The sequence below is a fragment of the Halobaculum halobium genome (genome assembly GCF_030127145.1).
Classification (GTDB): Archaea; Halobacteriota; Halobacteria; order Halobacteriales; family Haloferacaceae; genus Halobaculum; species Halobaculum halobium.
In genome coordinates, this window is record NZ_CP126158.1 from 2746066 (window position 1) to 2762058 (window position 15993).

Annotated in this window: 14 protein-coding genes and 4 pseudogenes; 9 read left to right on the forward strand and 9 right to left on the reverse strand. The window is 69.2% G+C overall.

Annotated features, from left to right (window positions below):
- Positions 1 to 142: 142 nt before the first annotated feature.
- Positions 143 to 724 (reverse strand): FxsA family protein, encoded by a 582-nt coding sequence (locus P0Y41_RS14385; protein ID WP_284063429.1) that lies wholly within the window; start codon positions 722 to 724, stop codon positions 143 to 145.
- A 199-nt stretch (positions 725 to 923) separates the two neighbouring features.
- On the opposite strand from P0Y41_RS14385, the gene P0Y41_RS14390 reads away from it, so the two are divergent.
- A complete protein-coding gene (locus P0Y41_RS14390; protein WP_284061991.1) occupies positions 924 to 2489 on the forward strand; it encodes a DUF255 domain-containing protein in 1566 nt (521 codons plus the stop codon).
- An 81-nt stretch (positions 2490 to 2570) separates the two neighbouring features.
- Positions 2571 to 3373 (forward strand): annotated as a pseudogene (locus P0Y41_RS14395) (TrmB family transcriptional regulator).
- Between the two features lie 114 nt (positions 3374 to 3487).
- Here the strand turns inward: P0Y41_RS14395 and mptA are convergent.
- The 3 genes from mptA to P0Y41_RS14410 form a co-directional block, all read right to left on the reverse strand.
- The gene (gene mptA / locus P0Y41_RS14400) at positions 3488 to 4414 is read right to left on the reverse strand and encodes a GTP cyclohydrolase MptA (protein ID WP_284061992.1); all 927 of its coding nucleotides are present in this window, start codon (positions 4412 to 4414) and stop codon (positions 3488 to 3490) included.
- A 106-nt stretch (positions 4415 to 4520) separates the two neighbouring features.
- Positions 4521 to 4937: a DUF7124 domain-containing protein gene (locus P0Y41_RS14405; protein WP_284061993.1), complete on the reverse strand. Its 417-nt coding sequence runs from the start codon at positions 4935 to 4937 to the stop codon at positions 4521 to 4523.
- A 109-nt stretch (positions 4938 to 5046) separates the two neighbouring features.
- Positions 5047 to 6291: an NAD(P)/FAD-dependent oxidoreductase gene (locus P0Y41_RS14410; protein WP_284061994.1), complete on the reverse strand. Its 1245-nt coding sequence runs from the start codon at positions 6289 to 6291 to the stop codon at positions 5047 to 5049.
- 185 nt (positions 6292 to 6476) lie between these two features.
- Between P0Y41_RS14410 and P0Y41_RS14415 the strand changes: the two genes are divergently transcribed.
- Entirely contained in the window at positions 6477 to 7091 is a 615-nt protein-coding gene (locus P0Y41_RS14415) for a DUF6149 family protein (RefSeq protein ID WP_284061995.1), read from the forward strand.
- 31 nt (positions 7092 to 7122) lie between these two features.
- On the opposite strand, the gene P0Y41_RS14420 is transcribed toward P0Y41_RS14415, so the two are convergent.
- Positions 7123 to 7464: a cupin domain-containing protein gene (locus P0Y41_RS14420; RefSeq protein WP_284061996.1), complete on the reverse strand. Its 342-nt coding sequence runs from the start codon at positions 7462 to 7464 to the stop codon at positions 7123 to 7125.
- A 147-nt stretch (positions 7465 to 7611) separates the two neighbouring features.
- Here P0Y41_RS14420 and P0Y41_RS14425 point away from each other — a divergent pair.
- A pseudogene (locus P0Y41_RS14425) lies at positions 7612 to 8135 on the forward strand (DUF5817 domain-containing protein).
- A 42-nt stretch (positions 8136 to 8177) separates the two neighbouring features.
- Positions 8178 to 8543, forward strand: a complete 366-nt coding sequence (locus tag P0Y41_RS14430) for a hypothetical protein (protein WP_284061997.1) — start codon at positions 8178 to 8180, stop codon at positions 8541 to 8543.
- Positions 8544 to 8583: 40 nt separating this feature from the next.
- Here P0Y41_RS14430 and hmgA read toward each other — a convergent pair.
- Positions 8584 to 9809: pseudogene (hmgA, locus tag P0Y41_RS14435) on the reverse strand (hydroxymethylglutaryl-CoA reductase (NADPH)).
- A 96-nt stretch (positions 9810 to 9905) separates the two neighbouring features.
- On the opposite strand from hmgA, the gene P0Y41_RS14440 reads away from it, so the two are divergent.
- Complete coding sequence (locus P0Y41_RS14440; RefSeq protein ID WP_284061998.1) at positions 9906 to 11447, forward strand: amidohydrolase; 1542 nt, start codon at positions 9906 to 9908, stop codon at positions 11445 to 11447.
- Between the two features lie 21 nt (positions 11448 to 11468).
- Here P0Y41_RS14440 and P0Y41_RS14445 read toward each other — a convergent pair whose 3' ends face one another.
- Together P0Y41_RS14445 and P0Y41_RS14450 are read right to left on the reverse strand one after the other, a co-directional pair.
- Positions 11469 to 12434: a winged helix-turn-helix domain-containing protein gene (locus tag P0Y41_RS14445; protein ID WP_284061999.1), complete on the reverse strand. Its 966-nt coding sequence runs from the start codon at positions 12432 to 12434 to the stop codon at positions 11469 to 11471.
- A gap of 58 nt (positions 12435 to 12492) precedes the next feature.
- The gene (locus tag P0Y41_RS14450) at positions 12493 to 13038 is read right to left on the reverse strand and encodes an HIT family protein (protein WP_284062000.1); all 546 of its coding nucleotides are present in this window, start codon (positions 13036 to 13038) and stop codon (positions 12493 to 12495) included.
- A 117-nt stretch (positions 13039 to 13155) separates the two neighbouring features.
- Here P0Y41_RS14450 and P0Y41_RS14455 point away from each other — a divergent pair, with 117 nt between their 5' ends.
- Positions 13156 to 13356 carry a DUF7835 family putative zinc beta-ribbon protein gene (locus P0Y41_RS14455; protein ID WP_284062001.1) on the forward strand — a complete coding sequence of 67 codons (201 nt, stop codon included), beginning with the start codon at positions 13156 to 13158 and terminating at the stop codon, positions 13354 to 13356.
- Between the two features lie 108 nt (positions 13357 to 13464).
- Here the strand turns inward: P0Y41_RS14455 and map are convergent, their stop codons facing one another.
- A complete protein-coding gene (gene map, locus P0Y41_RS14460) occupies positions 13465 to 14358 on the reverse strand; it encodes a type II methionyl aminopeptidase (protein WP_284062002.1) in 894 nt (297 codons plus the stop codon).
- Positions 14359 to 14478: 120 nt separating this feature from the next.
- Here map and P0Y41_RS14465 point away from each other — a divergent pair, with 120 nt between their 5' ends.
- A complete protein-coding gene (locus P0Y41_RS14465) occupies positions 14479 to 15204 on the forward strand; it encodes a guanosine phosphorylase (RefSeq protein ID WP_284062003.1) in 726 nt (241 codons plus the stop codon).
- A 136-nt stretch (positions 15205 to 15340) separates the two neighbouring features.
- Positions 15341 to 15604 (forward strand): annotated as a pseudogene (locus tag P0Y41_RS18050) (hypothetical protein); the annotation flags it as partial.
- Between the last annotated feature and the right edge of the window lie 389 nt (positions 15605 to 15993).

Sequence of the window (15993 nt, forward strand, 5' to 3'; positions counted from 1 at the left end):
CCGAGTAGTGGGAGGGATTGGTTAAGCGTTTCCGTTCGGCGTCGCCGCCACGTCATGCGGTTGCACGCCGCCCCGGTCGGGTGGATCTCGGTCACCTCACCCGCGATCGGAGACGGCGTCTGAGGCGACCGGGTGCGCCTCACTACCGCCGTTCATCGTCATCGTCGACCTCCTCGAAGTCGACGTCGACGACGTCCTCGTCGCCGGCGGCGCTGGCGTCACGGCCATCCGTCTCCGTGGGGCCGAATCCCACGCTTCCGGCCGTCCCGTTCCCGTCGCTGCCGGCCGTTCCCTCGGGGTTCGGGAAGCCCTCGGTCCAGACCGCGCCCGTCGCGAAGCCGTCCATCCGCGCGTCGACGTACGGGACGACGACGTAGCGCCGCAACAGCTCGCGGATCGGGTACCTCGTTGGCGGGATCGCGAGCAGGAACCCGATCGTGTCGGTCACCAGACCGGGCGTGAGGAGGAACGCGCCGGCGGCGATCAACAGGCCGCCGTCGAGCACCTCGCCCGTGGGCGCCTCGCCCGTCGCGAGCTTCCGCTGGATGGCCCGGAGGGTGTGGCGCCCCTCCGCGCGTACGAGGAGCATCCCGAGCAGTCCGGTGAGGACGACCAGCGCGACCGTCTGCACCGCGGTGAGGAGATTCGTCGCCACCCACAGCAGGAACGCGGCGTCCGCCAGCGGGATCGCGAGCAGGGCCACGAGCAGGTAGCGAACCCGAATGCGCATACCCGGGCTACCCGAGCGCGCAGTATAGCCCTTTTGGAGGTCGACTCGCTGCTCGCACGCTCGGCCGATCGCGCGACGACCTCGCCAGCGGCTCTACCGGGCGAAGCGACCGAACGGACGAGCGCCGCAACTGCCAGTTGCCCCTCGCGTCCGCGAACGCCGACTTTACCCTCGGGCGCCCCCGAGCGCGACTATGACCGAGGACACGCGAGTTCTGTGGCGTGAGTGGGGGGATGACGCGTTCGCCGAGGCCGAACAGACGGACCGCCCGGTGTTGCTGTTCCTCACGGCCACGTGGTGCGACGACTGCCACGAGATGCTCGTCGAGACGTTCGGCGAGCCGCGAATCGCGGCCAACGTCAACGACGGATTCGTCCCGGTGAAGGTGGACGTAGACCGCGAGCCGCGCGTCCGGGAGCGGTACAACATGGGGGGGTTCCCATCGACCGTGTTCACGACGCCGTCGGGCGAACTGCTCACCGGAGCGACGTATCTCGGACCGGAGGGCTTCCGCTCGGTGCTCACCCGCGTGCGAGAAACGTGGGACGAACGCGGTGAGGACGCGGGACGAATCCCGCGTGCGCTCGCCGGCAACGAGACGCCGAGCGGGCCGGTGACGACCGCCATCGAGGAGCACCTCGCGGGGCAACTCGACGCCCAGTGGGACCCGGACTTCGCCGGGTGGGGCGACGACGCGAAGTTCCCCATGCCGCGGACGGTCGAGTTCGCGCTCAAGCGCGACCGGTACAAGGCGACTCAGACCCTCGATGCGATCGACCGCAACCTCCTCGACGAGGACGGCGGCGTCTTCCGGTACGCGGGCGCGCGAGACTGGTCCGACCCCGCCCGCGAGAAGCTGCTCGCCGACGACGCCGGCGTCCTGCGCGCGTTCGCCAACGCCTACCTCTACACCGGCGACGAGGCGTACCGCGAGGCGGCCGACTCGATCCGCGCGTTCCTCGACGCCGACCTCTGGTCGGGGTTCGCCTACGGCGCCAGCGTCGGCCCCGACGGCGAGCGGACCGACCTCACGGCCTACGCCGGCGGCAACGCCCTCGCCGCCGATGCACTGCTCACCCTCGCGGCCTACACGGATGACGAGCGCGCGAAAGCGTCCGCCGAGCGCGCGCTTTCGTACCTCCGAGAGACGCTCGTCGCTGACGACGGCACCGTCCGCCACGTCGACGACGATGGCGCCGAGATCGATCTGCTCGAGGACGTGGGGCGCGTCGCGGCGGCCTTCTGCACAGCCGAGTCCGTCCTGGGCGACGGGCTCGACCTCGCCCGCGCAGTCACCGACCGCGGGCTCGACGTCCTCGGCGACGAGCCGGCGTTCCGCGACGGTCCCGCGACCGGTCTCGGGCTGGTCGACAGGCCGCTCCGACCGATCGACAGCGTGGTCGAGTTCGCGGACGCGCTGGTCGACCTGGCCGCGCTCACCGGCGAGGACGCTTACCGCGAGCGCGCCGAGGCCGCGGTCGGCGCCTTCGCCGGCGCGACCGAGCGCATGGGCGCGCAGGTGGCCGGCTACGGCTCGGTGGCCGCCCGACTCACACACGAACCGCTCGTGGTCGACGTCGGCGTCCCTGCCGGCTCGGATCTCCACCGCGCAGCGTTGCGTGTCGCCGACCACGAGAAGGTCGTCGTCCCCGACAGCGACCGCGCGCCCGAGGGTGCCGCCGTCCTCCGCGGCCGCGACGCCGGGCCCGCCGAGTCGCCGGACGCGTTGATGCGCCGCGTCGCCGACGCCGCCGAGTAAGCGACGACGTGCCGCTTCGCTCCGCGCGCCGGAGGGTAAACTCGGAGTGTGTTTTTTGAGTGTCCATGTCCTGGGTGTGGTATGGCCGACCTTCGCGACCTCGGGCTCTCGGAGTACGAATCTCGTGCGTATCGCGCGCTCCTCGACGTCGGACCCGCAACCGCAAAGGAGTTGTCAGAGGCGAGCGGCGTCCCGATGGGCCGGGTGTACGACGTGCTCAACAGCCTCGAACGCCACCGGCTCGCCCGCAGTCAGGCCGCGAGCAGACCGAAGAAGTACCTCGCAGTCGAGCCGGACGCCGCCCTCGACCGGCTGCTGGAGGAGAAGCAGCGCGAACTCGACGAGCAGGCCGAGCAGTACGAGGCCGTCGTCGACGAGCTCTCGTTGGAGTTGGAGGCCGGCGACCCGCCGGACGAGCAGTTCTGGACGGCTGCACTCGGCCCGGAGGAGACGGCTGATCTGTTGCTCGAACGGCTGTCTGCGGCCGACGATCGAGTCGTGATGATCGCAGCCGCGCCCGCCTCCGGACTCGACATCGGTGCCGTCGGCGAGCGGATAACCGAGGAGTTGGAGGCGGCGCTCGAACGCGGCGTCGAGGTGTCGCTGCTGCTGTCAGAGGAGCTGCCCGCACAGCTTCCGGAGGGGTCGGCGAGCGCTACTTCGACCGGATGGCCGACCACCCGAACTTCACGGTGCGGACCGCGCCGGGACTGCGCGGGACGTTCACGCTCGTCGACGACGCGGAGGTGTGCATGGAAGTTCCGAGCCCGGTGGATCCGGACGAGTCGTTCGCGATGATCGACCTGAAGGACCCCGAGTTCGCCGGCGACGTTCGCCGGACGTTCCGCGAGCGGTGGGAGGACGCCTCGCCGCTCGGGCTGTAGTACGGGACGGAATCGACGACCGGAGACGAACAGGCGAGGCGGAAACGGAATGGCATGACGAGGTCGGCGGAACCGGGAGCGGGTGAATCGATGAGTCGAGCCTGAACTCCGCGATCAGCGACTGAGCTCCTCGCGCAGCGCGCCCATGGTGATCTCGCGTTCGGCGTGGGCGTTGTGCTGGTGGATGGACTCGTCGTTCGACTGCTTCATGTGAACGACCACGTCGTCCGCGAGGTGGTCGTACGTCTCGACCACGTCCTCTGCGAGCGCGCGGACGCAGTCCTCGACGAACTTCGCGTCCATGTGTGCCTCGTAGGTCATGTGGTCCTCGTCCGGGCGCTTGGCGTAGTTGTAGATGCGCGCGCTCATCGCGTCGCGTGCGGTGTCTATCACGTCCAAGAGGTCGACCTCGGGGGCTCCGTCGGCCGTGAACGTGAGCGTGGCGTGTCCGCGCTGGGAGTGGCCCGGCTGCGGGACGGCGTCGAGGAACTCCTCGGCGACCTGATCGTCGACACCGAGATCGTCGAGCTTCTCGCGGGCGCGCGACTCCGACATTCCCTGTGAACACGGGCAGACGGTCATGCCGGTCACTTCGGCGCCGATCTCCTCGCGGGTGCCCTCGTCGTCGGCGACGGCGGAGGCGACGACGGTGAACGTCGACTGCGTCTCGCGGTCGGAGGCGGGCGTGTCCTCGCGGGCCGCGAGCTCGGCGGTCATCTCGACTTCCGCCGTGGTGGTGTAGTCGTGCTTCGCAAGCAGCCGTTCGGCGGCGTCGCCGCAGACGTCCTCGATGCGGTACGCTTCCTCGCGTGTTGCCGCCTCCAGCACCTCGTCGATCACCTCCATGTTTCGGCTCATGTCGATCCCCTTGCGCTCGCTGGGCAGGTCGACGAACACCGAGAACTCGGCCATGAACACCCAGGGTCGCTTCTCGTCCCGGCCGACTTTCACGAGTTTGTCGACGCCGGTGACACCGACCTGGCTGAGTCCGACGGTGACGTCCGGCCGACTGGCCTGCACGTCCGGCAACTGGTGACTCATTGAGTAGATACTCACAAGGGTCGACGCTGATTAGTGGTTTCGAAAGCTGAAGGTGGCGCCCATGCTCCTTCGAGACCGGCCGTCGCGCGCGGTGTCCCCCGCGGCGTCAGGGCCAGTCGTCGCGCGCGTTCTCGTCGAAGTGGTCCGACTGGTCGTCGGGTTCCGTCGTCGTCCACCCGGCCGCCTCCGCGGCCTGCTCCAGCGGGAGGAACTCCCAGCCGGTGTCCTCGGAGACCGCGCGGTCCTCGTCGGTCGTGCCGACGAACACGTGGCGGTCGGTGTCGAACTGCCGCTTGACGTTCTCCAGTGACTCCCGCACGCCCCGAGGGCCCGAGAAGAAGTCCTGGCGGATGCGGTGCTTCCGGGTGAAGTTGGTGACGACGTACGTGGGCTTCTCCGAGACCACGCCGACGTACTCCGTCCACCCGCGCGCGTCGTTGAACACCTCGTTCGGATCGGCCAACGACTTCAGCGCGTCCAACTCGAAGGCGAGCGTCATGTCGCTCGAACCGCCGCCGTTCATGAGCGTACTCCGAGAGTCCCGCCGAAAACGGTGTCGGTCCGACGGCTCGGTCGTCGGTCCTGTCGCGTCTTGTCTCTGTGAACCCAGCGGGAGTTGGCGTCCTCGGCGGTTACTCGGCGGTCGCGCCCTCGGTTTCGAGGTCGTCGACCGAGAAGCCCTCGGTCATGAGGACGTCCTTCTGTCCGCTCACGTCCACCTGCTCGCGCATGAGCTGTTTGTACGCAGACTGCGGTGCGAGGTTGCCGATGAGCACGCCGCCGACGATCTTGCCGTCCTTCAGCGCGAGGCGGCGCCACTCGTCGTCGCCAAACGAGCGCATGACCTCGTCGTCGCCGAGCGTCGGATGGCCAAACGAGAGGAACGGGAAGTCGAAGTGCGTGATCGAGTACGACGAGACCCAGCGGAACTCCGCCGAGCCGTACTCGAGCATGTTCTTCGCGGCGATGCTCCCCTGCTCTTTCGCGCTTCCCCACGCGCCGTTTTGGGCCTGCTCGCCGAGGATGACGTCGTAGAAGCGCGTGATGTCGCCGGCGGCGAACACGTCCTCGTCGTTCGTCTGCATGAACTCGTCGACGACGATGCCGTCGTCCGTCTCGATGGGCGTGCCCTCGACGAGTTCGGTGTTGAGGTTCAGCCCGATGGCGACGCCCGCGAAATCAGCGTCGAAGCGGTCGCCGTTGGGATCGACCGCGGCCGTCACGTGGCCCTCGTCGTCCGTCTCGAAGTGGTCGACGCCGGAGTCGAAGACGGGTTCGACGCCGCGCTCGCGCATCGCCTCGTGCATGATCTCGGCGCCCTCCTCGTTGAGCGCGTAGCGCCACCAGGCGTTGCCGCGCATCAGGTACTTGCCCTCGATGTCCTGCGCGCCGCAGATTGCTGCCAGGTCGATGCCGAGCAGACCGGCGCCGACGATGACAGCCTGGTCCGCGTTCTCGGCGGACTCGCGGATGCGACGGGCGTCTTGGAACGTCCAGAAGTGGTGGACTCCGTCGGCGTCGCTCCCCTCGACGGGGAGCTGCTGGGGCGTGCCGCCGACCGCGAGCAGCAGCTTGTCGTACTCCAGGACGTCGCCCTCGTGGGTTTCGACCTCGTGCTCGTCGGTGCGGATGTCCGTGACGAGCGTGTTGAGTTCGAGGGAGATGTCTCGCTCCTCGTACCATCCCGTCTCGTGGATGGAGATGGGCGCCTCGGGGAGCTTCCCCTTGGCGAACTCCTTGATGAGGATACGGTTGTAGAGGGCTTCCCCCTCGTCAGTGATGACGGTGATGTCGGCGTCGGGCGCCTCCTCACGGAGGGTCTCGGCGGCGGAACTACCGGCGATCCCGTCGCCGATGATGACGAACGACTCGCTCATACCGGCGATTCGGATTCGGGGTTAATGTGGGTTGCTATCGACGTGAGGGTTCACGAGAGTTCGTCCCAAAGGGATTCACGGGTTCCTCTAGGAATCGAAGGACTGCCCCATCGCCCCTCGACGATCGCTTACCGTGGGTTCCGATTCGCCGCACATTCAAGAGCGTCCAGCGCCATCAACTGCGTATGAAGCTCCGCCAAAACGTCCGCCACTGGGCCGCAAAGCGCGCGCTCACCACGCCGGTCGTCGGCGACTACGTCAACGAGAGGCTCGTCGGGATGCACACCGATATCTTCCTCGACAAGGCCGACGAGGAGCGGCGCGAGGGCCGACGCGCCCATCTCGACGAGTTCTTCGACGCGACGATGGACACCTACGTCGCGGCGCTGGAAGCGGGCTACCCCGAGGCGGAGGCCCGCGAGATCACTCACATCCAAGCCAACTTCGACTTCTTCAACCACGGCTGGGCGGAGATGATGGAGATCCCCAGCGACGAGTTGGAGCAGCACTACCGCCGATACGAGCGGTTCTTCCAGCGGTACAGGATCACCATCGACGACCCGCTCGGCGAGTTCCGCCCCGCGGACGGCGTCGCCGACGCGCCGGCCACGCCCGAGCGGATGGACGCCGGCGAGTTCGAGAACGCGGTCGCGGGCTTCGCCGACGACGCGTACGTCGAGGACGCGGACGGCGAGCTCCACGTCGGCGGGACCGACGAACCCGACGAGGTCGACGTGAGCGTCGCACCGGGCGCTGACGAGGTCGATTTCGACGGCGACGACGAGGCGAAGGCCGACTGATCGCGGCGCCGCGTCCTGCGCCGACTGCGGCTTACTCCTGCCAGTCCGGGTTCGGCCGCGGCGGGCTGAAGATGTCGACCCCCTCGACCCGCTCGTCGCCCCTGTTCTCGGCGCCGTGAACCTCCTCGCCCGCCAAGACGTACGAATCGCCCGCCTCGCAGACGACCTCCTCGCCGTCGGCCAGGATGAACGTCAACGCACCGGCGGTGATGTAGCCCGCCTGCTCGTGGTGGTGGCTGTGCGACGGCACCTCCGCGCCGGGTTCGATCGAGAAGTGCTGGACGCTCATCTCCGCGCCGGTCGCGAGTTGGGCGAGGTGGGCCCCCGGAACCGCTTCGGTGTCGGTGCTCGGATCGTGGCGTTCGCGTTCCATACCCTCCCTGCCGACGGCGAGGCGCTTAATTCCGCGGGCGACGCTGGGGGCCGGGCTCGAAGACCACACGGGAGCTAGCCCCCACAGCGGGTCCCGAGTGCCGGTGTAGTAACAAGGTTCAACACCGGTGGCGAGCAACCCGCGAGTATGTACGCGGTCGTCGGCTGTCACTCCTGTGGCACCTACTGGCTCGTCGCCGACCCCCGGGACCAGGACTCCGCCACCTGCCCGCGCTGTGACACCCGCCACCGGACCGACCGCCTGAAACGGTTCTACGAGTCCGAGGACCGGGCGGCCGCCGCCGAGGCGCGAGCGAAACTGCTGGCCGACAAGCAGGGGCAGTCGGCGGCGTTCGAGCGCGCGGGAACCGTCGCCGAGTTAGAGCGAGAACTGGAGGAGTCCGAGGCGGTCGTCGACGATCGCGAGTATCTGGAACGCGCCGGCCTCGACGCCGACGAGGTCGCCGCCGCCGGCGCCGACGACGCGGGGGAGTCGCGCTCGCGAGACGAGGTCGTCCGCGACGCGTTCCGCGAGGGGACTGCAACCGAGGCGGATATCGTCGCCTACGCGACCGACCACGGCGTCCCGGCCGAGGCCGCGCGCGACATCCTCGACCGGCTGACGCGGCGGGGGAGGCCAGCGAATCGCGCGGGGAGTATCGGCTCCTGTAACCGCGACCGAGCGTTTATATCGGACTGCGGACCAGTCGACCCATGTCGATGCTCGCGGGACCGGTGGCCGTCGCCGACGCGGTCACGGTGCCGCTGCAGTCCGGCACCGTCGGCGGCGCCGAGGGCGTCCCGCCGTACGCAGGGTTGCTGTTTCTCGCCACGTTCGTCTCGTTGCTGGGGCTGTTCCTGACGCTGCACGGCGCGGCGGCGTACGCGCTGCTCGTGTGGGAGTGGACCGCCGGCGTCGCCGCGTGGGTGTACGTCGACCCCGCCGTCGGCGTCTTTCTCTTCGCCGCCGGCGCGTTTCAGGCGCCGATGGCGGCGCACCTCTGGGGCGACCCGCTGCGCCTCCGGCGCCGAAGCTGGTGGGCGGTGCAGTCGCTCGCGGCGGCGCTGAACGAGCGGTAGCGACGCCGACGCGAACGAGCGCCGCGGTCGCGACGCGGGGTCACCGCCCGAGGCTCGCGTGCGCCGACGAGAGGTTTCTCGAGGCGAGCGCCGACAGCAGCGACAGTTCGCCGGCCAGCGCCGCGACCGCGACGGCCTCCGCGAGCGCGTCGCCGTTGCTGCCCGCTGGATCGCCGCCGCCCCGGATCCCGAGCACGTCGAGCGCCTCCGACTGCGTGGGCAGTTTCGTCCCGCCGCCGACGGTTCCCACCTCCAGCGAGGCGATGGTCACGCTCACGTACAGCCCCCCGTCGTCGTCGACCTCGGCGGTCGTGATCGCGTTCGCGCCCTCGACGACCTGCGCGGCGTCCTGGCCGGTCGCGAGGAACATCGCGGCGACCGAGTTGGCGACGTGGGCGTTGAACCCCAGGCTGCCGGCCTTCGCGGAGCCGACGAGGTTCTTGCGTGTGTTCACCTCCGCGACGGCCTCTGGCGTCGTCTTCAGCGTCTCCGCGACCGTCTCGCGGGGGATCGTCACGTCGGCGGCGACGGTTCGCCCGCGTCCCTCGACGGCGTTGATCGCGGCGGGCTTCTTGTCGGTACAGAGGTTCCCCGACAGCGCCACGAGCGAGGCGGTCGTCTCCGCTTCGATCACGTCGCAGGCCTCCTCGGTCGCGATGGTTGCCATGTTCATCCCCATCGCGTCCTTGGTGTCGTACGCGAACCGGACGAACACGGTGTTGCCGACCACGTACGGCGTCGCCTCCTTCAGTTCGCCGTGGCTCGTCGTCGCCTCGGCCGCCTCACGGAGCACGGCCGTGTTCTCCCGCACCCACTCGGAGAGCGCTTCGGCCTCGGCCACGTCGGCGACTCGGAAGGCGGGCGCACGCGTCATGCGGTTCTTGAGGACGCGCGCCCCGCTCCGCCGGCGGTGTTGAGCGCCGCGCAGCCGCGGTTGACGGAGGCCAGCAGCGCCCCCTCGGTCGTCGCCATCGGCAGGTAGTGCTCGCCCGAAATCGCGCCGCCGTCGATCTCGACCGGGCCGACGACGCCCAGCGGGATCTGGATCGCCCCGAGCATGTTCTCGATGTTGGCCTCGACGCCGGCGGCGTCAAAGGCGTACTCGCCGCTGGTGGAGAGATCGGCACCGGAGTGGTCCTCGACGAGCAGCCGTCGCGCCGCGGCGGCGGTGTCGGCGTCCGCGTGTTCCTCCAACTCGTACAGGCGGAGGTCGCTGTCGCGCACGCGCTCGGCGAGCGCGGCCGCGTCGGTGTCGGTGTCGGTCATACCTCGGCGTGACGGCGGCGGCCGCTAAGTCGTGTCGGTTCCGTGCACCCGCCCGCTTCCCGAACCGTTTTGCTCCGGGCGGACCCGGCCTCTGACATGACCGAACCCGCGGACCTCGTCGTCACGAACGCCGAGGTGCACACGCTGGCCGACCCCGACGAGACGGTCGACGCCTTCGCCGTCCGCGACGGCCGGATCGTCCGCCTCGGCACGACGTACGACGTGGAGTTCCTCGCCGGCGCCGACACGACAACGATCGACGCGGGCGGACGCATCGCGCTCCCCGGACTGATCGACGCGCACACGCACCTCCTCAACGCCGGCCGGTCGCTCGTTCACGCCGACCTTTCGGCGGCCGACTCCCCGGACGAGGCGGTCGAGTTGCTGCGCGAACGCGCCGAGGAGGTCGAGGGCGGCGAGTGGGTGCTCGGCTTCGGATACGACGAGTCGACGTGGGGCGAGTCGCGATACCTCACGCGCGAGGACCTCCACGCAGTGAGCGAGTCGCTCCCCGTTGTCGCCTTCCGGGAGGACATGCACGTCGCCAGCGTCAACGACCCGGTGTTCGACCGCCTCCGCGAGGAGATGCCGGCTGACGACGTCCACACGGCGGGTCCGAACGACGAGCCCACCGGCGTGATCGTCGAGGAGGCCGTCGACCCCGTCTACGAGGCGATCGAACCCGGCGCCGCCGAGGCCGAGCGGCTGGTCCGCGCCGCGCAGGCGACCGCCAACGAGCGCGGGGTCACGATGGTCCACGACATGGTCCGCCAGTCGAAGGCGCCGCAGGTGTACCGCGACCTCGACCGTGCGGGCGAGCTCACGCTGCGCGTGCGGATCAACTACTGGGCCGACCACCTCGACTCGCTCATCGACGCCGGCCTTCGAACGAACCACGGCAGCGACATGGTCCGGACCGGCGCGGTGAAGTCCTACACCGACGGCACCTTCGGCGGACGGACGGCGAAGCTCCACGAGCCGTACGCCGACGCCCCCGACGAGACGGGCACGTGGGTGCTCGGTCCCGACGAGATCGACGAACTCGTCGCCCGCGCGGACGATCACGGCTTCCAGGTGACGCTGCACGCCATCGGCGACGCGGCGGTCGACGCGGTGCTCGACGCGTACGAGGACACCGACGCTCCCGGCGACTCCCGACACCGGATCGAACACTCCGAGCTCGCCAGCGACGAGGCGATCGACCGGATGGCCGACATGGGCGTCGTCGCCTCCGTGCAGCCCAATTTCCACAAGTGGGGGTTCGAGGGCGGTCTCTACGAGGATCGCCTCGGCGACCGCAGAACCGACGCGAACCGCCTCCCGGCGTATCTCGACGCCGGCGCCCCACTGGCGTTCGGCAGCGACTGCATGCCGCTGAACCCGCTACTGGGCGTTCACTACGCGGTCAACGCCCCCAGCGAGGATCAGTCGCTCGGCGTGACTGATGCCCTCCGGGCGTACACGGCGGGAGCGGCGTACGCCGGGTTCGACGAGAACCGACTCGGGACGATCGAGGCGGGGTACCGCGCGGACTTCGTCCTGCTCGACGACTCGCCCTGGGAAGAGGCCGACCGGATTGACGAGATCGGCGTCGCGCTGACTGCAGTCGACGGCGACGTGGTGTACGACGACCGGTAGCTGTCGGCGCGCCGGCCGGGCTCAGTCCCGTCGTTCCACGTCGAGGAGATCGAGCGTTTCGTCGACCGTTACCGAGAGCACGTCGCCACCGCAGGGCAGGTCGAGCCGGGCGCGCAGCGGCTCCTCGCTCACGACGGTCGTGTGCACGTCGCTGACGGTCCAGGGATGCGTCCAGAACGGCTCGGTCGTGAGGTCGACGCCGCGCTCGGAGAAGAACGTGAGCACCGGAGCGGAATCGAGGAGGTTCACGCCGACCGCGGAGGTGAGTCGGTTGTCGCAGCGACCGCACACGTGTCGCACCGCGATCTCCTGGCCGGGAACCGCGGTGTCGGCCGCGACGCTCGTCTCCATGCGGCCCATGCACTCCGGGCAGACGCCGTCGGCCGCGAGGCAGTAGTGGTGGCGGACGTGGTGGTGGAACGCGTCGAGGAACTCCTCGGGAGTGCGGTCGGCGAGCCCCCCCGGCGGGAACGAGTAGTTGACCGGCGTCCGTCCGCACTCACTGCAGGCGATCGTCAGCAACTCGTTCGCGTACGTCGCCACCAGGTCGCCGCCGCACTCGTAGCAGGCGCCGGGCGCGTCGAACGGCCCCACCTCGCTTCGCCCGGTGAACGTGCCCGCGAACACCGAGCGCACGACCTTCCAGCCCGGGGTGCGGAATTCGTATCCCTCGACGCAGTCGTCGGAACCCGTGCTGTCGTCCGATCCGGCTTGGCCGTCGTCGGGGTCGCCGCACTCGACTTTCCGGACGAAGTGATCGAGGAGTTGCTTGAGGTGGTAGTTGAAGTGCGCGCTGTCGTCCAGGCCGGTGCGGTCGTACAGTTCTGAGAACGCGACCGGTCGGTCGTCGTCGCGCTCGATCGTCGCCTCGTGCAGCGACTGGAGGATGTCGATGCGAGTCTCGTTGCCGAGGAGGGCGAACGCCTCGGCCGGATCGAGGTCCGCCTCGCCCGCCCGATCGATAGCCTCCTCCGCGGATCTGCTCATACGGATATCTGCGTCAGCGCTCGGTAAAATCGTTGGGTCGAACCCGCGGATCCGCGACCTACTCGACGGAGAAGCGCACCGCGTCGTCGTCGCCGGCGACGCGCGCGCCCTCTTGCTCGGCGAAGGCGTCGCGGAGGCGTTCCCAGGTGTCATCCAGCGCCTCGACGATCACCTTCGTATCGGAGACGACCGGCATGAAGTTCGTGTCGCCCTCCCACCGCGGGACGACGTGGGTGTGGAGGTGGTCGTCGATGGAGCCGCCGGCGGCGCTTCCGCCGAGGTTCATCCCGGTGTTGAGTCCGTCGGGGCCGAGGGCGTCGTCGAGCGCGCGCATCGTCCGCTGTTTCAGCCGGGCGTGATCCAGCAGGTCGTCGTCGTCGAGCGCGGTGAACCCCCCCTCGTGAACGCGGGGGATAACCATCACGTGCCCCGGGTTGTACGGGTAGTTGTTGAGCAGGGCGAACGCGCGCTCGCTGCGGGCGACGATGCGCGAGGCGCGGTCGTCGTCTCGTTCGGGGAGCACGCAGAACGGACAGCCGTCGATCGCGGCCCCGTCGTCGCGTTCGACCCACTCGATCCGCCACGGCGCGAACACCTGATCCATACCCGGCGGTCGCCGGCCCGCGTCTTGAACGGTGCGCTCGGACTGCCACCCTCGCGACGCAAAGAGTTATCACATACGTAGTAGCTTTATCGGGGTTAGTGCCGTAGGCGACCGTACATGGCGACCCAACCCTCCGATCCAGACCACGTCACCGAACGCTGTTCCGACTGTGGCTGGGAGACGACGCACGACGTGCAAGTCGAGATCCGCACGGAGAGCCAGAAGGAGGAAAACGCCGAGTTCTCCCGCGAGCCGTACCGGATCACCACCTGCAGCGAGTGCGGGTCCGAGACCGCGACCCGGATGAACAACGCCTGAGACCGGCTGCTTGACTCGACCGACCGACTCGTCGGGTCGAATCGGAGCGACCCCGGAACCACGCGATCCTTCTCTCGCCGCCCGCGCCGATCAGCGCCGCATGCCGACTCAGCCGAACAGCCCTGCCGTCGTCACCTCGATCCCGTCCTCGGTGACGACGAGCGTGTGCTCCGCCTGGCTGACCAACTCGTCGTTCTGCTCTTTCAGCACCGGATACCCTTTGACAGCGCCCTGCTGGGAAAGCCGCCGCAGCGCCATCTCGGTGCGCGAGGAGTCGAGCCAGCGGGCGGCGAAGGGGAGCCCGTCGAACTCCCGGACCTGTTCGAGCGCCTGTCGGGCCGCGCGGTTGCGCACCGACACGTCCTGGGTCAACTCGAAGATCTCCTCCTGGCTGCCCTCGCCGACCTTCCCGCGGCCGGTGGTGGCGAACGGCTCGATGGCGACGACCTGCCCCGGCTCCAACTCGACCGATCGGTCGACGCCGCGATTGGGCACGCTTGGGCCGGTGTGGGCGTCGAAGCGCTCGACGCCGTGGCCCGAGAGGTTGTACACCGGCGTGTAGTCGTACGCTTCGATCACGTCCTCGATCTCCGCGCCGATCTCGCCGACCGGAACCCCCGGTCCCGCGGCGTCGACGGCCGCCTCCAGCGCCTGTTCGGCGGCCTCGACCAGTTCCGTCTCCCCCGCGAGGTCGACCGTCACCGCGGAGTCGGCGATGTACCCGTCGACGTGGACGCCGATGTCGAGACAGACGACGTCCTCGCCGAACTCCGTCTCGCCGTCGCGCTCGGGCGTCGCGTGGCTCGCCTCCTCGTCGATCGAGATGTTCACAGGGAACGCGAGCCCGGCGCCCTCCTCGCGGATGCGCTCCTCAGCGTACTCGGCGACCTCCAGATGCGTCGCGCCCGGCTCGACCAGTTCGCGGGTCTCGCCCATCACCGTCGTCAGGATCTCGCCCGCCTCGCGGTACTTCGCCAGCACGTCCTCGTCGAGGGCACTCATGCGCTGCGTTCGACTGAGCGGGGAAAGGGATTGCGCTACCGCGGAGTGGAACACCGCCGCCGCTCCGGGGATCGCCGACGCTTCCGCGGCCTTTTTGCTGAGCGGGCGGCGAGCGGGCGTATGGCAAACCAGCCCCACCTGCTCGTCGACGAGGGCGACGTCCACGAGATCGCACTCATCCCGGGCAACCCCGACCGCGTCGACCGCATCGCCGACCACTGCGACGAGTCGGAACTCGTCGCCGAGAACCGCGAATACCGCGTCGTCAACGCCACCTACGACGGCGTCGATCTCACGATCTGCTCGACGGGTATCGGCTGCCCCTCCGCCGCCATCGCCATCGAGGAGCTCTGCAACGTCGGCGTCGAGACGGTGATCCGCGTCGGCACCTGCGGCGGGCTTCAGACCGACGTGGAGATCGGCGACATGGTCGTCGCCACCGGCGCCGCGAAAGAAGAGGGGACGAGCAAACGCTACGAGAACGAAGTCTACCCGGCGGTGCCCGACTACGACACGCTCACGGCCCTGGTCGACGCGGCGGAGGCCAACGACGAGGACGTGCACGTGGGGCCGATCGTCTCCGACGACGCGTTCTACAACGAGTCCGACGAGTACGTCGCCGACTGGGAGGACGCCGGGTTGCTCGCCATCGAGATGGAGGCGTCGGCCGTCTTCTCGCTGGCGCGTCGCCGCGGCATGAACGCCGGCGCCATCTGCACCGCCGACGGCAACCTCGTCGCCGGCACTCAGAAGGGCGCCGACTCCGAGGACGAACTGCCGGAGAAGGCGAAAGACAACGTCGGCCGCGCGATCGACATCGCGCTCGACGCCGTCGCATCGCTGTAGGGGCGCTGACGGATCGCCACCCGGCCGCGATAGCGCTGCTGTAGCGACGCTGAAGGTCGTTTGGGCACGGGGTTGATCTTCGGACACGATCCCGTCGAAGAAGCTTTGCCGGATGACCATCCTTTATCTGAATACTATGGGCCGTGACGGGATAGCTGCCGACCAGCACGACGAAGGCGAACAGACCGAGTGGAGTGTGACGCTGGCGGACGATGCGCTCTACCGCGCGTTCGCCTCGAGGGCGCGACGACGGCTTCTAGCGGCGGTCCAAGACACTGGCCCCGACGGAATCTCCGTTGACGAACTCGCGACCGTGTTGTGCGGGTGGGACGCCGCTGACGCCGGGGCGATGCGAACCCCGAGCGACCGGAACCAACTGCTCATCGCGCTCAGGCACGTTCACCTGCCGTCCCTCGACGATGCCGGGCTGGTGGAGTACGACCGATCCGCCGGAAGGGTCGCGCCGCGGCCGCTCGATCCGCGCGTCGAGGAACTGCTCGAGCGGAGCGTCGCGGCCGAGTCTCTCTCCGGGAGTGACGATGCTCGATTCGTTGCTCGCGAACGCCCGGACCACCGCACACGCGTTCACCGTCTACCGCGGCGCGGAACCCACCGGGATCGAGTCGCTGTTCGACGCTCACGGCGTGGCGTTCGAGGTGCGAACGCTGCCGCCCCTCGGGCCCGATCCGTTCGTGCTCATCGAGAGCGGCGGGGAGTTCCTCGGAGTGATCAGCGTCGACGAGTTGGACGACCTCCTCGACCCACCGATCGTCCGTCCGGGCGATCGCG

What these genes read in the sequence shown, in the direction of transcription:
- P0Y41_RS14390 (WP_284061991.1), top strand. Translation starts at nt 924, where the DNA reads ATGACCGAGGACACGCGAGTTCTGTGGCGTGAGTGGGGGGATGACGCG.
- mptA (WP_284061992.1), bottom strand. Translation starts at nt 4,414, where the DNA reads ATGAGTCACCAGTTGCCGGACGTGCAGGCCAGTCGGCCGGACGTCACC.
- P0Y41_RS14405 (WP_284061993.1), bottom strand. Translation starts at nt 4,937, where the DNA reads ATGAACGGCGGCGGTTCGAGCGACATGACGCTCGCCTTCGAGTTGGAC.
- P0Y41_RS14410 (WP_284061994.1), bottom strand. Translation starts at nt 6,291, where the DNA reads ATGAGCGAGTCGTTCGTCATCATCGGCGACGGGATCGCCGGTAGTTCC.
- P0Y41_RS14415 (WP_284061995.1), top strand. Translation starts at nt 6,477, where the DNA reads ATGAAGCTCCGCCAAAACGTCCGCCACTGGGCCGCAAAGCGCGCGCTC.
- P0Y41_RS14420 (WP_284061996.1), bottom strand. Translation starts at nt 7,464, where the DNA reads ATGGAACGCGAACGCCACGATCCGAGCACCGACACCGAAGCGGTTCCG.
- P0Y41_RS14430 (WP_284061997.1), top strand. Translation starts at nt 8,178, where the DNA reads ATGTCGATGCTCGCGGGACCGGTGGCCGTCGCCGACGCGGTCACGGTG.
- P0Y41_RS14440 (WP_284061998.1), top strand. Translation starts at nt 9,906, where the DNA reads ATGACCGAACCCGCGGACCTCGTCGTCACGAACGCCGAGGTGCACACG.
- P0Y41_RS14445 (WP_284061999.1), bottom strand. Translation starts at nt 12,434, where the DNA reads ATGAGCAGATCCGCGGAGGAGGCTATCGATCGGGCGGGCGAGGCGGAC.
- P0Y41_RS14450 (WP_284062000.1), bottom strand. Translation starts at nt 13,038, where the DNA reads ATGGATCAGGTGTTCGCGCCGTGGCGGATCGAGTGGGTCGAACGCGAC.
- P0Y41_RS14455 (WP_284062001.1), top strand. Translation starts at nt 13,156, where the DNA reads ATGGCGACCCAACCCTCCGATCCAGACCACGTCACCGAACGCTGTTCC.
- map (WP_284062002.1), bottom strand. Translation starts at nt 14,358, where the DNA reads ATGAGTGCCCTCGACGAGGACGTGCTGGCGAAGTACCGCGAGGCGGGC.
- P0Y41_RS14465 (WP_284062003.1), top strand. Translation starts at nt 14,479, where the DNA reads ATGGCAAACCAGCCCCACCTGCTCGTCGACGAGGGCGACGTCCACGAG.